We start from the raw sequence: 15,165 nt of genomic DNA on the forward strand, positions 1-15,165 counted from the left end.
TCTCTTATTCACCTGAAAAAATATTTCTTTTTCCTTTGAACTATTTTATCTAATTAGGAAAGTTTGAGCATAATCAACGATAATTAATGTAAAAAATATTGAGGAGTGTATACCATTTCGTATAAAAATCGTCCTTATTTGTTAAGGAATGTGTAAAAATAGGACGTTTAGCCTAGAAGGGTATTGCTTTATTATTTTATTACTATAATATAGCCACCTCTTTGACGCGGGGTGGAGCAGCTTGGTAGCTCGTCGGGCTCATAACCCGAAGGTCGTTGGTTCAAATCCAGCCCCCGCAACCAATTCTTTTAAACCTATCCTAACTTATTCTTAATAATTTACTATCCTGAATTCGGTATACTGCAAGGGTTTAGCATTAAAATTGAACTGGCATCTTTTAATCATTGATACATAACTTAATTATAATTAAAAATACTGTTATGCAAGTTACATACATTACTTCCTGTCTTTGAGCAAAGTTAATTCAAAATATCAATTTAATGGTTAGCAGAACATTAAGAATCGTGTGTTACTTATTAAATAAGAGAATAAACGAGAGGCATAATTCTATATTTAGCCATTAAATGAATTTTCTGCAACCACTACTAGAATATTGGCTTCTTTAGATTATTGATGTGATTGGCAGAATTATCACAATTTGATTGGCCATATTCGATTTACGATAGGTATAGCAAGCAATTAAATCAATATTTTGCATAACTATTTAAACGAAGCTATGTAAGGATGGATCATGATATTGAGTAATCATATTGATCCTTAAATTATTAAATATGAAATATTAGTTTTTTATCAAAAGTAATTAGTTTATTAATATTAAGGAAGATCATTAAAATTAATGATCTTCATATATGATTAGCGGTCTGTATTATTTATTATTTATTGGTTTTCTTAAAAAGATGCCATATGAAATTGCACCTAAAATAAGTAAACATGCACCTAATATAAATACATAACCGAAACTACCGGTTATATCAAGTATGATACCTGTTACAATTGGTGCCATTGCTGCACCTAAAAAGCCTCCAAAGTTCTGAATTGCACCTAATGAACCGACTTGGTGACTAGGTGCTACATCAGCAGCTAATGTCCATATAACGCCTGATGGGAGTTGAGAAGCAAAATAACCAATAGATAAAAGAACAATACTAAGTACAGTATTATCAATAAAAGCAATGGGTGCGACTGAAGCGGCTGCAAGTATAGCTCCACCAACAATAGGAATTTTTCTTGCATTTATTGGTTGAAAACCTCGTCGTATAGCGAAATCAGAAATAATTCCACCGAGTAGAACACCTATAATACCGCAGAAAAAAGGAATTGATGCAATCCATCCCATTTGTTTTAAAGTAAAGCCTTGTTCTTTTTCTAAGTAACTAGGTAACCATGTTAAGTAAACCCAAATAGTAAACATAATTCCAAAATTACCGAGAATCATAAACCAAGTCATTTTTTGTTTTAATAAATCTCCCCATGATGCTTGAGATTCTTTTCTTTTCGGTTCTTCTGCATTAGATTTACCTTTTATTAGCGTAATTTCTTCCGGTGTTGGGTTCCGATATACTTTTAACCAAACAAGCATGACAAGTAATCCAAATACACCAATGATTATAAACATACCACGCCAACTCATCGTTAACATAAGAATGGTTAATAGTGGCGGAGCAATAGCATTAGCTATTTGTGAACCAGTATTAATTATGGATACAGGGACACCTCGTTCTTCTTTTGAGAACCATGTTTCAGTTGTTTTTAATCCTGAGGTAAAGAAAGGTGATTCAACAACACCTAACACTACTCTCATGGCATAAAACATTGAATAGCTATTTAAAAAGCCGCAAAGGATGGTAACTAAAGACCATAGGCCAGACGCCCAAGCAAACATTTTTTTAGGACCAAATTTATCCACCAACCAACCTGCAGGTAAGTTAGCTAGCGCGTATGGCCAGAGGAATGCCGATAATAAAAATCCCATTTGGGTTTGAGATAACCCAAACTCCTGAGCTATTGTTGTATTTGCAATACTTAAATTTGATCTATCTAAGTAATTGACGATAGCCCCGATTACAAGAAGAATGATGAATCCCCATCTTAGTTTTGGTTTTTGTTGTATTGTCATATCCACACCTTTATTTTAGACAAAACGATCCTATAGACATATCAAAGATATGCCTTTACTTTATTAATATTAATTATTGTTTATTTTTTAGCTTTATTTACTGCTGCTACAAATTTTTTAGCTGCTTGAGTTACTTTACTATAATCATTATCCTTCATAGCTGCTTTGGTAATATAACTAGCGACCCCCACACAAACAGCTCCAGCAGCAAACCATTCATGAACGTTTTCAGGTGTTACACCACCTGTTGGAGAGATTGGAGCATGCTCTAAGGGTGCTAAAACAGATTTGACATAATTTGGATTAACAAACTCAGCTGGAAAGAGTTTCACAATATCAGCTCCAGCTTCTAAAGTATTTTGAATCTCAGTGGGAGTAAAGGCACCGCTCATCGTTATAGCTTGATAACGATTCGCAACTTTAATCATTTCTGGATTTAAGTTAGGGCTAACTAATAATTCCGCTCCTGCTAATATTGCAGCTCGGGCTGTTTCACCATCTAGAACTGTTCCAGCGCCAATTAAAATACCTTTCTTTTTATATTTATCTGATAAATATTTCACTACGCCAAGAGCATTAGGTACTGCCATTGGAATTTCAATAACGGTAATACCACCTTTAATTGCTGCTTCAGCAACTTTTATTGATTCTTCTTCTGTTGCTAATCTCACAATCAATACAATTCCTGAATTAATAATTTTATTCAGATTATCTAATTTACGATACATTCATTATCTCCAATAGTCTGTCTTAATCTTTTAATTGATATAACTTATTTCCAGTAAATCCTAATTTTCTTGAAATTTGCAAAGCTGTTTCTTTAACTGATTTGGCAATAAGTTGTTCTTTATCTTTAGTCATTCCACTATATAAACTGGCAACGCTAAATGACGCAATCGGCTCATTTTCGTGGTTATAGATAGCAGAACTGATGCAATACATTTCTAAATTATCTTCGCGATCATCGATAGCGTAACCACGCTCTCTTGTTTTATCGGCATCTTTTAGAACTTCTTGATGATTTGTATGCGATAGTGGTGTTTTGCTTGGATAAGGTTCTTTTCCTAAAATATCAATAATTTGCTGATTTGAAAATGCGTGAAGCAACCCTTTTCCTAACCCTGTTGTATGTAAATAACGCCTAGAACCCAATTTAGCTGTTGGTTTTATGGTTGAATGATTTTCAGCCTTATCAATATAAACTATTTTGCCTTTATCTTTTACACCAAGAAATACGGTACTACCTGTTTGTCGATTGAGTTCCTGAATAAATGGCCTTGCTGCATCGGCTACACCCATATTAGTAATAACTGAACTACCGATTTCAAATGCTAATAAACTCAAACCATAAGTTTTTTGTTTAATATCTTTTATCTCGATAATTTCCTTATACACTAAAGTTTGTATTAGTTCAAAAGCACTACTCTTAGGCAATTGCAACATTTCGCAAATATTATTGAGTGTTAAATATTTATCACTACTTACAAATAGTAAAAGTAAATCTATTGTTCTTGCTGCCGATTTATTTAATTTTAGTGGTCTATTATCTTGTTTCATAATTTCGCAAATGTGAACTGTGAAGTAGGTTCAATAATTAAACTATATTTCTGTATTTAATATAGCATGTCATATTATTATTGCATTTCCATTTTATATTATATTATTCAATTTATTATTTAGTTCACATTAATGGTTCGCGTTTATGAATGACGGTTCGCAAATGCGAAAAGGGAATGATTATGAAAGTTAATACAAGTACAAAGGCTATTTTTCTTATTGGAGCTGCTGGTTCAGGGAAGTCAACCGTAGGAAAATTTTTATCTTCAAAGCTCCACTATTGTTATTTGGATAAAGACATTGTAGCTAACCGCTTTACTGGCGAATTACTTATGTCAAAAGGATATGAACCTACAGCAAGAGATGGATGCGAATTTTATAAAAAAGAAGTTATGGATATTGAATATGATACATTACTGAATATTGCAAGTGAAAATTTGAAACTGGGTAATTCAGTAATACTTGATGCTCCTTTTTTAAGTTATTTTTCTGATGAAAACTATATTAATCAAGTTAAGCAACGATTTAATTGTAGCCAAATGGAATGCTATGTTTTAGAAGTCTTTGTACCAGCTGATGTTTTGAAGCAAAGAATATTAGAACGTAATAATGCTCGTGATACCTGGAAATTAGATAATTGGGATACATTTATTGAAAGTTTAAATCAAAAACGATGTCTATGGAAAGATGTAAATTATATCCGTTATGATAATAGTGCACCGGAAATAGATGAATATACTCTTTTAAAACACTTTAATTAGATTATGAGATTAATATATAATTATTATATACTTTTGTCTTTGACGCAGGGGAGCAGCTTGGTAGTACGTTGGGATCATAAGATCACTGGTTCAAATTCTGCTCCTGCATTAATTTTTTTATATTTATTATAGCTTTTCTTACTTAAAATTTTATTGTTTATACTGATTTTGGTACTGCAAGTAACGTTGATACCGCTTCACTAATTCTTCTAGCGATATAGCTATTATTCATGGTGTACAAATGGATACCGTCAACATTTTGTGAAACTAAATCAACAATCTGATCGATAGCATAAGCAATACCTGCGTCACGGAACGCATCAGGGTGATGTTCGTATTTCTCCATCATCTGTTTGAATTTCTTCGGTAGATTTACGCCACACATCGATACCATACGTTCAATTTGGTTTTTGTTCGTTACCGGCATAATCCCTGCTTCAATTGGTACATTAATCCCCATATCACGGGCTTTGTCTAAGAAAGTATAAAAATAGTCATTATCAAAAAATAGCTGTGATATGAGTTGATCTGTTCCTGCACTCACCTTTTCTTTTAAATGTATTAAATCTTGTTTTAGCGTTGATGCTTCAAGATGTCCTTCAGGATAACAGGCCCCAATCACATTAAAATCACCATTTTCTTTAATAAATGAAACCAGCTCGCTGGCATAGCGAAAATCATCTTTAGGTGTAACTGTTGGGCTAATATCGCCTCGCAAAGCAAGCACATTATCGATACCGGCACATTTAAGATCATGAAGAATTTTTTGCATTTCTGCTTTATCGAAATTAATTCCCGGCAAATGAGCAACACTTTCAATGCCATAAGTATGTTTGACAGCGTGGGCGATATCAATTGTCGTTTGACCATTCAAACTACCACCAGCGCCATAAGTAACACTGATAAAATCAGGTTTGAAGTAACCAAGTTCACGCAATGTGCTATAGATTGTCTCTAAAGGTGACGTTTTTTTAGGGGGAAAAACTTCAAAAGAGAACACGGTTTTTTTATTAAAGAGTAAATTTGTTTTCATCTGTATCATCCATTGGTGTGATTACTATTATCCTTACTGACATTTCCGCCGCCAAAATCGGCGGCGGAAATTAAGGTAAAGCAAATTAATTAACGCTGTTAATTAAGTGTTTTTCGAACTTCTAATGTTGCTTGAACTAAATGTTCTAAACTTGCAACAACTTCTTTCTCACCACGAGTTTTTAAACCACAATCCGGATTAATCCAAAGTTTTTGCTTGTCAATTTTTGCCAGTAACTTCTCAATTGTTGCTTTGATTTCAGCAACCGGTGGTACACGTGGTGAATGGATATCATAAACACCCGGTCCAACTTCAGTTTTAAAGTTATTGGCTTTAAGCACATCAATCAATTGTAGATTAGAACGTGATGCTTCAAATGAAATCACATCAGCATCCATAGCATCGATATCTTTGATAATGTCAGCAAATTCGCTATAACACATATGTGTATGAATTTGTGTATCAGCTTGTACTTTGCTGTGCACTAGTCTAAATGCCGGAATAGCCCAATCCAGATATTCACTATTCCAATCAGCTTTACGTAATGGTAATTTCTCTTTTAACGCCGCTTCATCAATTTGGATGACTTTAATGCCGGCCGCTTCAAGATCTAACACTTCATCACTGATTGCTAAACCAATTTGGAATACAGACTCTTTTTGTGAAATATCTTCACGAGGGAACGACCAGTTAAGGATCGTCACTGGGCCAGTTAACATGCCTTTAACTGGTTTGTCAGTTAGGCTTTGTGCATATTGTGAATATTCAACGGTAATTGGTTTAGAGCGTGAAATATCACCCCATACAATTGGCGGCTTAACACAACGAGTACCATAAGATTGCACCCATGCTTTTTCAGTAAAGACAAAACCATTTAAGCTTTCACCAAAATACTCAACCATGTCATTACGTTCAAATTCGCCGTGAACTAACACATCAATACCAATCTGTTCTTGAAGCTTGATACATTCTGCAATTTTTTGTTTGTTAAACTCGGTATATTCATTTAAGCAAATTTCGCCTTTCTTGAATTTTGCACGGTTTAAACGTACATCAGGTGTTTGCGGAAATGAACCAATCGTTGTTGTAGGTAATAATGGCAAATTAAAGGCTTTTTTCTGTGCTGCTTCACGTACTGAAAATTCCGGTAGACGGGTAAAATCAGACGCTTTTAAAGCCGAAACTTTTTGACGTACCGCTTGATTTGCTCCTTCACGCTCACGCGTAAATAGGGTTTGATTTGCTTTGTAAGCCGGACTATTTTCAAAATTTGAATCTTTGACTAATTCACCCAGTTCAGCTAACTCTTGTAGCTTTTCTTGAGCAAAAGCAAAATAAGCTCGTTGTTGAATCGTTAATTTAGTTTCGTTTTGTAATGTATAAGGTACGTGGAGTAAAGAACACGAAGTATTAATCACAATATTTGCCGCTTTTTGCTTAATTTTTGCGACTAATTCCAATGTTTTTTTATAATTATTTTTCCAAATATTTTTACCATTTACCACACCAGCAAATAACACTTTATCAGCCGGGAAACCATAACTTTCAAGTAATGCTAAGGATTGTTTACCTTCAACAAAATCAAGTCCGATACCGTCAAATGGTAACGCCACTAATTGTTGGTAACAATCACGCACATCGCCAAAGTAAGTTTGTAAAACCACTTTGGTTGTACCTTTAACGGATAAAATTGACTGATAAAGCTCATTGAATAAAGCGATATCTTCATGAGTTAAATCAGTCACTAAAATTGGCTCATCAATTTGTATCCACTGCGCACCAAGTGCAGTAAATTTCTGAATAATTTCTTGATAGGCTTTAATAATATCGGCTTTAAAATCAACTAGCTGTTTATTACCTAAATACTGCGCTAATTTGAAAAAGGTTAATGCGCCAATCACAACCGGTTTGGTTTGAATACCTAATGCTTTGGCTTCTTGATATTCGTCAAAAGGTTTGGTACTGGCTAGTTTTATTTGTAGTGAATCTTCAATTTCTGGCACTAAATAGTGGTAATTAGTGTTAAACCATTTTTTCATTGCCAGCGCTCGCACATCACCTTTTTCACCTTGATAACCACGCGCCATGGCAAAATAACGATCGAGTTCAGGTAAGCCTAAATCTTGATAACGTTTCGGGATAACATTCAGTAAACAGGCCGTATCTAATACTGCATCATAAAATGAAAAGTCATTAGATGAGATTAAAGCAATTTTATGTGATGCTTGTTGTTGTAGATGTTCAGCACGTAGGGCTTTTGCTTCATTTAATAATTCAGCTTGGGTTTTGTTACCTTTAAAATAAGCTTCGGTTGCAAATTTAAGCTCACGAAGTTTACCAACACGAGGATATCCAATAACTGCAGTATTCATTTTCTTTTCCTTATTTAGCATTTAGCACTTTTCTTTAGTGGTTAAAAAGATAGCAAAAAAAAATGTTATTGAATAATTCTAGTTTTTTATCAAAAGATATAGTTTTTAACTATATCAAAAGGTATAAAAAAATCCCTCTGTTTTTCAACAGAAGGATTGAAATAGATGAAAATTAATAAATTAACTACTGGCGCCATTCGCCACGAATTGGTTTTGAAAAATGAGCAAGCACAGCGATCATACAGATTTCAATCGATACACCCCAATAGATATGCCCTAAAATTTCACTCCAAAGTTCATAACCATTTAAGTTCCATAACCAACCAACGGTGCCTTCCGGATCATAAGCGGGATGACGAAAACCTAATAGCGGAATTAAAAAACCGTGCATCATAACGGTAATGATAATGCCATAAAATGCACCATACCATAATCGAATATTATTCCAAAAGTAGGCAATAAATACATAAACGAAGGCAAAGGCAAAACTAAATAACCAGTGATAAAGTGTTACTGCGCCCGAAACGATTGCCGTTTGGTAAACATAATCAAGTGAATGAGAATTAATGCCTAACCAACCAAGCCATGCATCAATGTGTGCCGCAGGTGGTGAAATTTCCCCAGGAACACGAGGAGGCATATTAACTTCAGAACCCCATTTAACCAGTGCGCTAATGAATCCACCAATCAGAGTAGTCCAAACAATAATTTGTCGATTTATTTTATTTCCAAACATTTAATAATACCTTTATAGTTTAAAAGCTTGTAAATTATATCCGTAAGCAACCGTGGAAGAAAGGGGAATAAGCTGAATTGACCGAGTGTAAAAGTTATTGTTATAATTGGTAAAAATTATTTATTAAGCGTCTTTTAATAGCATCCTAAAAGGTAGCAAATAAATTATCCATGGATTTAGGTTATGAATGTCGAAATTGTACAATTTCCTGCTACACAATTAGCCGTCATTGAACATTATGGTTCACCTTTATTAGAGAATAACACTCTAAATAAATTCATTAAATGGCGACAAGAAAACAATTTTTTAGATAGTCAAAAGTATCAAAGTTATGGTATTCATTATACCAATCCCAACACGACGCCTCTCAATGAGCATCATGTCGATTTTGCAATATCGATAAATTGCACAATTCCCCCAAATGATTACGGAATCATCAATAAAAAAATACCACAACTTCGTTGTGCCAAGGCAAGGGATATTGGCTCTAGAGAAAATAATCAAGCCATTATTTACTTACTTGAAACATGGCTTCCACAAAGTGGCGAGCGAATAGGGAACTTTCCTCCAATTTTCCATTATGTAAATGTTGGTTTAAACATTCAACCACAAGAGATGATCACTGATGTTTATTTGCCATTAGCGTAAATTAATTATCATCTTTTTAAAAATTAACGCTTATAAAAATAATTAACTGTATTTATTTACAGTGTTTTTGCTGTTATACTGCCAATATGGTAACCAACCTTATGTATTAATTTATTATGATAACGCAATTGACTATTAATAATTTTGCTATCGTCGATCAGTTGTTAGTTGATTTTACAACAGGGATGACCGCAATTACGGGTGAAACAGGCGCAGGTAAATCGATTGCGATCGATGCATTAGGGCTTTGTTTAGGAAATCGTTCTGATGCTTCAGCTATTCGTAATGGAGCTGAACGGGTTGATATTTCAGCCAGTTTTGTTCTTGATGATACTCCAGCAGCATACTCCTGGTTAACCGAAAATCAACTTGATGAAGGTAATGAATGTATTTTAAGAAGAGTTATCAATCAAGATGGGCGTTCGAAAGCATTTATTAATGGGCGTGCTGTTCCTATCTCACAATTAAAAGATTTAGGACAAATGTTAATACAAATTCATGGCCAACATGAACATCAGCGTTTATTACGAAGTGATTATCAACAAATTTTACTTAATCATTATATGAATGAGCCGACACTATTGTCGAATATGCAACAAGCTTATAAACAATGGAAATCTGCAAGCCAAGCTTATCAACAATATCTTTCTTCCAAACAAGAGCGTGATGCTCATGTTCAGTTATTACAATATCAATTAAAAGAGTTAAATGAATTTTCACCAATTGAAGGTGAATATCAACAAATCGATGAAGAATATAAAAAATTATCCAATAGCGAACAGCTAATTAATCTTAGCCAACAATCTATCATGCTATTAGATGAAGCAGACGAATATAATGTCAGCAACATGCTTAATAGTGTTAAACAAAGTATTCATGAGTTGGTCGCATTAGATCCTTCACTAAATGATGTTTTAGCTATGTTAGAAGATGCCGCTATTCAAATTAAAGAAGCTAGCTATGAATTACGCCATTATAGTGAGAGCTTAGAGCTCGATCCGGCAAGAGTGATGCAACTTGAACAACGCTTGTCTAAACAAATTGCTTTAGCGCGAAAACATCATGTTTCTCCTGAAGCATTACCTGAGTTACATCAAAATTTACTTAATGAATTTAAGCAGATTAATCAACAAGATGAACAAGGTGAACAGTTAAAAGAAGAGATCAAAAAGTATCAACAAATTGCGATAGAACTGGCTGCAAAATTGCATCAAAAACGATTAACAGTGAGTAAAACGTTGGCTAAAAAAGTAATGGCTATTATGCACGATTTATCTATGCCAAACGGTCAATTCAGTATAGATGTTATATTTGATGAAAATCGATTAAGTGAAGATGGCGCAGACCAAGTTTCTTTTTTAGTGAGTACTAATGCTGGGCAAGTCGTGCAGCCATTAGCCAAAGTTGCATCTGGTGGTGAATTGTCTCGTATCGCACTAGCCATACAGGTTTTGACCGCGCAAAAAATGGATACCCCAGCGTTGATTTTTGATGAAATTGATGTCGGTATTAGTGGACCAACAGCAGCTAAGGTTGGGCAACTGTTAAGGCAACTTGGTGAGTCAACACAAGTCATTACGGTAACGCATTTACCACAGGTAGCAGGTCAAGCTAATCAGCACTATTTTGTCAGTAAGCAAACGAATGGTAAACAAACATCGACAGATATGCAAAGATTAGATGAAAATGGACGTTTAAATGAACTAGCTCGGTTGTTAGGTGGGGATAAAATTACAGATGCAACGCTTGCCAATGCGAAAGAGTTACTTATTATCTAATTTAATTATGGTAATATATCGCCTTTAATTGGGATCGGAGAATAACGAGATCATGAGTCTATCTGGTAAACATATTTTATTAGGGATAACTGGTGGCATTGCTGCTTACAAATGCCCTGATCTTGTCCGCCATCTAAAAAAAGCAGGTGCGCAGGTACATGTGGTATTAACTGAGTCAGCGAGCCATTTTGTCACGCCAATGACATTGCAAGCATTGTCTGGTAATACGGTATCAAGTGATTTATTTGACCCTTCTGCTGAACTATCGATGAGTCATATTGAATTAGCTAAATGGGCTGATTTGGTATTAATCGCTCCCGCTACGGCGAATATCATTGCGAAAATGGCAAATGGTATTGCTGATGATCTTTTATCAACAGTGTGTCTTGCAACACCAGCTAAAATTGCCATAGCGCCAGCTATGAACAAACAGATGTATAAAGCTGCTGCAACTCAACAGAACTTAGCGACATTAGCTTCGCGAAATACCTTAATTTGGGGGCCTGATGATGGTTTTCAAGCTTGTGGTGATTTTGGCCCAGGACGAATGGTTGAACCTGCAACCATTGTTAAGCATGTTGAGAAGTATTTTTCAGCAACGTCAACACTTGCTGGAACCGAGATTACCATTACTGCAGGCCCAACCATTGAAGAGCTTGATCCGGTACGCTATATCAGTAATTACAGTTCAGGTAAAATGGGTTATGCTATTGCTCAGGCAGCGGCTGAAATTGGAGCAACAGTAAACTTAATCAGTGGCCCAGTTAATTTAGCAACTCCAAATAATGTGAATCGCATTAATGTAAAAAGTGCTAATGAGATGTATGATGTGGCATTAAAGTTTGCTAAAAAATCATCAATTTTTATTTCTTGTGCTGCTGTTGCTGATTATAGAGCTGAAACTATTGCCACGAAAAAAATTAAAAAAACCGATGATAGTAATGAACTTGTTATTAAATTAGTTAAAAATCCTGATATTGTTGCCAACATTGCTTCATTAAAGAAAGGACGTCCGTTTGTTGTAGGCTTTGCCGCTGAAACCAATAACATAAAGGCTTATGCCCTTAAAAAATTAACCACAAAGAACTTAGATTTGATTTGTGCTAATGATGTGTCTGACAAGAAAATAGGCTTTAATTCTGATCAAAACGCATTAACCCTTTATTGGCAAAATGGTGAACAAACGTTACCATTAAGCAATAAGCAAGAATTAGCAAAAGAATTACTTCAAGCAGTTATAACACGATATAAAGCGAGTCATGATGAAAAGAAAAATTGATATAAAAGTATTAGATAAACGTTTAGGTAACGAGTTTCCACTGCCAACTTACGCAACTGAAGGTTCCGCAGGTATTGATTTAAGAGCGATGTTTGATAAAACAACCGAAATCAAAGCAGGCGAAACAATCTTAACCCCAACCGGATTATCAATGCATATTGCTGACCCTAGTTTAGCTGCATTAGTATTACCTCGTTCAGGCCTTGGTTCAAAAAATGGTATTGTCCTTGGTAATTTAGTCGGTTTAATTGATTCCGATTATCAAGGACAGTTGTTTGTTCCCCTTTGGAACCGAAGTCAAAACCCATTTGTTATTGAGCCAGGTGATCGTATTGCTCAATTAATTATTGTGCCAGTCGTGCAAGCAGAATTTAATATTGTTGATGATTTTATCGAATCAGCGCGTGGCGAAGGTGGATTTGGGCATTCAGGTAAGAAATAATCGTGAGTAGCAAAAATAAAAATCGTAAAGAAGATATACTTCAAGCATTAGCAACAATGCTTGAATCCAATGAGGGAACACAACGAATAACTACTGCTAAATTAGCTGCAACTGTTGGTGTTTCTGAAGCGGCATTGTATAGGCATTTTCCAAGTAAAACTAAAATGTTTGAAAGTTTGATCGTTTATATTGAAGACATTTTGCTTTCTCGCATCAATGTGATATTGCAAGATGAACCAAAAACATTTACGCGGCTTCAACTTATTTTGGCTTTAATCCTTGGTTTTTCTGAAAAGAATCCTGGGTTGACTCGGATTATGACTGGGCATGCGTTAATGTTTGAGCAAGACCAATTGCAAGAACGAATCAGTCAATTATTTGAACGTATCGAAACGCAGATAAAGCAAGTTATACGAGAAAGAAAAATCCGTGAAGGTGTGGCCTTTACCACTGATGAACGTATTTTATCTAGTCAGTTACTTGCTTTTTGCGAAGGAATGATGGCTCGTTATTCCCGTTCTGGTTTTAAATATCTACCAACAACAAACTTTGAAATCCGTTGGGCTTTATTAGCAAAACAGTTAGTTTAAACCAATTTAATCGCAATTATTCAATTAACTATTTCTGTTATTTTTACAGAGGATAATTTCATGAGTTTTGAAAATATAGTAAACCAGATTTGGTTGTTTATTGAGAAATATGATGGCGTAGTAATCAGTTATATTGCTCATTTTTGTTTTGCCATTCTTATTTTTTTAATTGGTCGAACAATTGCTAAATTTGTTGCTCGTCAATTAAGAAGAATTTTAACTAATCGCCATGTCGATCCGACTGTAGTTAAATTTGTTAGTTCTTTATCTTATTATGCCATTATTGTTATGACGCTAGTTGCCGTGTTAGGTCAACTTGGTGTGCAAACCGCATCAATTGTTGCGGTAATTGGTGCCGCCGGCTTAGCCGTAGGTTTAGCTCTGCAAGGTTCGTTGTCTAATTTTGCAGCCGGTGTCATTTTAATTATCTTTCGCCCATTTAGAGTTGGTGAAACAGTCATTATTAATAATCAGCAAGGTGTTATTGATTCGATTCAAATTTTTTCAACAACTATTGTCACGCCAACGAATGAAATGGTCGTCATTCCAAATGGACAAGTGGTTAGTGCAAATATTATTAACTATACTCGTTTGCCAGAAAGACGTTTAGATATAGTTGTTAATGTGGGATATGATTCTGATATTCAGAAAGTTTATAAAGTATTAAGAGAAGCTGTAAATAAAACTGATAATATTTTAACGAGTAAAGAACCGATTATACGTTTGGATTTGCTGGATGCTTCATCCATGAATTTTAATGTTTTAGTCTGGACGTTAAATGCTAATTATGGACCAGTAAAAGCTGTATTACTTGAGAATATTAAAAATGGGCTAACTGAAAATGGCATTAATATTCCTTACCCAACTATGGATGTAAATCTTAGTTCTCCGTCGTAATTTTCAACTACATTATGTATTCCGTTGTCATTGAACAACGGAATCATTTTTCAAAAATTAGATATCTTGATCCATGTTTAAAGCTGGTTTATCACAATCAGGACAACCAACAATTTTAGCAGGAACACCAGCTACTGTTGTATGCTCAGGAACAGGCTCTAAAACGACTGAACCAGCTCCAATTTTTGCTCCTTTACCTATTTCTATATTTCCTAAAATCGTTGAGTGCGCACCAATCATTACTCCTTCACGAATTTTAGGATGACGATCGCCATTTTCTTTTCCGGTTCCACCTAATGTCACTGATTGTAAAATAGAAACATCATTTTCAATAACTACGGTTTCACCAATGACTATCCCTGTTGCATGGTCAAACATAACACCACAGCCAATTTTAGCTGCTGGATGGATATCAACGCCAAATACAATAGCAATTTGACTCTGTAAAAAAGTTGCTAGTGATTTACGGTTTTGTTTCCAAAGCCAGTGTGCAATTCGATAAGCTTGTAGTGAAAGAAAACCTTTATAATAAAGTAGCGGTGTGGAATAGTAATTGGTTGCTGGATCTCGAATGTAAACAGCAAGTATATCGGTAATCGCGGCATTGATTATGTTGTTATCTGCTTGATAAGCTTGTCTAGCAATTTCTCGAATCTCAATTGCCGGTACAACTTGGGTTGCAAGCTTGTTAGCTAAAATATAACTTAATGCACTACCTAAATTTTCATGATTAAGTAAAGTTGCATGGAAATAGCTTGCTAACATTGGCTCACTTTCAACGAGCTTTGATGCTTCTTCTCGGATTGTCTGCCATAACATGTCCGGTTTAACCACTTTTTTGCTTGTATTCACACCAAGTACCTATATAGATTTAAACGTCAGTCTCAACAATTTATATTGTTTCGCAAACTAAGAATAGAAGCAAGCTTTCTCTA

The 15,165-nt window shown here is 34.9% G+C and carries 14 protein-coding genes and 1 tRNA gene; 8 read left to right on the forward strand and 7 right to left on the reverse strand.

Going from position 1 to position 15,165, the window contains the following annotated elements:
• Positions 1–225: 225 nt before the first annotated feature.
• A tRNA-Met gene (locus J3U27_RS04455) sits at positions 226–302 on the forward strand.
• Positions 303–886: 584 nt separating this feature from the next.
• Here the strand turns inward: J3U27_RS04455 and J3U27_RS04460 are convergent.
• From J3U27_RS04460 to J3U27_RS04470, 3 genes are all read right to left on the reverse strand, one after another.
• Positions 887–2,137 (reverse strand): MFS transporter, encoded by a 1,251-nt coding sequence (locus J3U27_RS04460; protein ID WP_065733683.1) that lies wholly within the window; start codon positions 2,135–2,137, stop codon positions 887–889.
• Positions 2,138–2,217: 80 nt separating this feature from the next.
• Complete coding sequence (gene eda / locus J3U27_RS04465) at positions 2,218–2,865, reverse strand: bifunctional 4-hydroxy-2-oxoglutarate aldolase/2-dehydro-3-deoxy-phosphogluconate aldolase (protein WP_065733684.1); 648 nt, start codon at positions 2,863–2,865, stop codon at positions 2,218–2,220.
• Between the two features lie 22 nt (positions 2,866–2,887).
• Positions 2,888–3,694: an IclR family transcriptional regulator gene (locus J3U27_RS04470; protein ID WP_065733685.1), complete on the reverse strand. Its 807-nt coding sequence runs from the start codon at positions 3,692–3,694 to the stop codon at positions 2,888–2,890.
• 182 nt (positions 3,695–3,876) lie between these two features.
• Here J3U27_RS04470 and J3U27_RS04475 point away from each other — a divergent pair, with 182 nt between their 5' ends.
• Complete coding sequence (locus J3U27_RS04475) at positions 3,877–4,455, forward strand: AAA family ATPase (RefSeq protein WP_267376933.1); 579 nt, start codon at positions 3,877–3,879, stop codon at positions 4,453–4,455.
• A gap of 157 nt (positions 4,456–4,612) precedes the next feature.
• Here J3U27_RS04475 and metF read toward each other — a convergent pair whose 3' ends face one another.
• The 3 genes from metF to J3U27_RS04490 form a co-directional block, all read right to left on the reverse strand.
• On the reverse strand, positions 4,613–5,488 hold the full coding sequence (gene metF, locus J3U27_RS04480) for a methylenetetrahydrofolate reductase [NAD(P)H] (protein ID WP_267330788.1): 876 nt from the start codon (positions 5,486–5,488) through the stop codon (positions 4,613–4,615).
• Positions 5,489–5,586: 98 nt separating this feature from the next.
• On the reverse strand, positions 5,587–7,860 hold the full coding sequence (gene metE / locus J3U27_RS04485; RefSeq protein WP_267376934.1) for a 5-methyltetrahydropteroyltriglutamate--homocysteine S-methyltransferase: 2,274 nt from the start codon (positions 7,858–7,860) through the stop codon (positions 5,587–5,589).
• Positions 7,861–8,044: 184 nt separating this feature from the next.
• Positions 8,045–8,596 (reverse strand): YagU family protein, encoded by a 552-nt coding sequence (locus J3U27_RS04490; protein ID WP_267376935.1) that lies wholly within the window; start codon positions 8,594–8,596, stop codon positions 8,045–8,047.
• Positions 8,597–8,779: 183 nt separating this feature from the next.
• On the opposite strand from J3U27_RS04490, the gene J3U27_RS04495 reads away from it, so the two are divergent.
• From J3U27_RS04495 to J3U27_RS04520, 6 genes are all read left to right on the forward strand, one after another.
• Complete coding sequence (locus J3U27_RS04495) at positions 8,780–9,244, forward strand: AraC family transcriptional regulator (RefSeq protein ID WP_065733690.1); 465 nt, start codon at positions 8,780–8,782, stop codon at positions 9,242–9,244.
• Positions 9,245–9,360: 116 nt separating this feature from the next.
• Positions 9,361–11,022 carry a DNA repair protein RecN gene (recN, locus tag J3U27_RS04500; RefSeq protein ID WP_267376936.1) on the forward strand — a complete coding sequence of 554 codons (1,662 nt, stop codon included), beginning with the start codon at positions 9,361–9,363 and terminating at the stop codon, positions 11,020–11,022.
• Positions 11,023–11,074: 52 nt separating this feature from the next.
• Positions 11,075–12,301 (forward strand): bifunctional phosphopantothenoylcysteine decarboxylase/phosphopantothenate--cysteine ligase CoaBC, encoded by a 1,227-nt coding sequence (coaBC, locus tag J3U27_RS04505; protein WP_267376937.1) that lies wholly within the window; start codon positions 11,075–11,077, stop codon positions 12,299–12,301.
• Entirely contained in the window at positions 12,285–12,743 is a 459-nt protein-coding gene (gene dut / locus J3U27_RS04510) for a dUTP diphosphatase (RefSeq protein WP_065733692.1), read from the forward strand. Before coaBC ends, dut begins: the two co-directional genes overlap by 17 nt.
• A gap of 2 nt (positions 12,744–12,745) precedes the next feature.
• Positions 12,746–13,333 (forward strand): nucleoid occlusion factor SlmA, encoded by a 588-nt coding sequence (gene slmA, locus J3U27_RS04515; RefSeq protein ID WP_267376938.1) that lies wholly within the window; start codon positions 12,746–12,748, stop codon positions 13,331–13,333.
• Positions 13,334–13,393: 60 nt separating this feature from the next.
• Positions 13,394–14,230 (forward strand): mechanosensitive ion channel domain-containing protein, encoded by an 837-nt coding sequence (locus J3U27_RS04520; protein ID WP_065562705.1) that lies wholly within the window; start codon positions 13,394–13,396, stop codon positions 14,228–14,230.
• A 57-nt stretch (positions 14,231–14,287) separates the two neighbouring features.
• Here J3U27_RS04520 and cysE read toward each other — a convergent pair whose 3' ends face one another.
• Positions 14,288–15,049: a serine O-acetyltransferase gene (gene cysE, locus J3U27_RS04525; protein WP_065562771.1), complete on the reverse strand. Its 762-nt coding sequence runs from the start codon at positions 15,047–15,049 to the stop codon at positions 14,288–14,290.
• Between the last annotated feature and the right edge of the window lie 116 nt (positions 15,050–15,165).

Source organism: Gilliamella sp. B2911, assembly GCF_026536965.1.
GTDB classification, from domain to species: Bacteria; Pseudomonadota; Gammaproteobacteria; order Enterobacterales; family Orbaceae; genus Gilliamella; species Gilliamella apicola_E.

Bases quoted from the DNA above. Each gene is read 5' to 3' on its own strand.
- metE (WP_267376934.1), bottom strand. From the start codon at position 7,860: ATGAATACTGCAGTTATTGGATATCCTCGTGTTGGTAAACTTCGTGAG.
- J3U27_RS04495 (WP_065733690.1), top strand. From the start codon at position 8,780: ATGAATGTCGAAATTGTACAATTTCCTGCTACACAATTAGCCGTCATT.
- eda (WP_065733684.1), bottom strand. From the start codon at position 2,865: ATGTATCGTAAATTAGATAATCTGAATAAAATTATTAATTCAGGAATT.
- J3U27_RS04460 (WP_065733683.1), bottom strand. From the start codon at position 2,137: ATGACAATACAACAAAAACCAAAACTAAGATGGGGATTCATCATTCTT.
- dut (WP_065733692.1), top strand. From the start codon at position 12,285: ATGAAAAGAAAAATTGATATAAAAGTATTAGATAAACGTTTAGGTAAC.
- J3U27_RS04470 (WP_065733685.1), bottom strand. From the start codon at position 3,694: ATGAAACAAGATAATAGACCACTAAAATTAAATAAATCGGCAGCAAGA.
- J3U27_RS04520 (WP_065562705.1), top strand. From the start codon at position 13,394: ATGAGTTTTGAAAATATAGTAAACCAGATTTGGTTGTTTATTGAGAAA.
- J3U27_RS04490 (WP_267376935.1), bottom strand. From the start codon at position 8,596: ATGTTTGGAAATAAAATAAATCGACAAATTATTGTTTGGACTACTCTG.
- coaBC (WP_267376937.1), top strand. From the start codon at position 11,075: ATGAGTCTATCTGGTAAACATATTTTATTAGGGATAACTGGTGGCATT.
- cysE (WP_065562771.1), bottom strand. From the start codon at position 15,049: ATGTTATGGCAGACAATCCGAGAAGAAGCATCAAAGCTCGTTGAAAGT.
- metF (WP_267330788.1), bottom strand. From the start codon at position 5,488: ATGAAAACAAATTTACTCTTTAATAAAAAAACCGTGTTCTCTTTTGAA.
- recN (WP_267376936.1), top strand. From the start codon at position 9,361: ATGATAACGCAATTGACTATTAATAATTTTGCTATCGTCGATCAGTTG.
- J3U27_RS04475 (WP_267376933.1), top strand. From the start codon at position 3,877: ATGAAAGTTAATACAAGTACAAAGGCTATTTTTCTTATTGGAGCTGCT.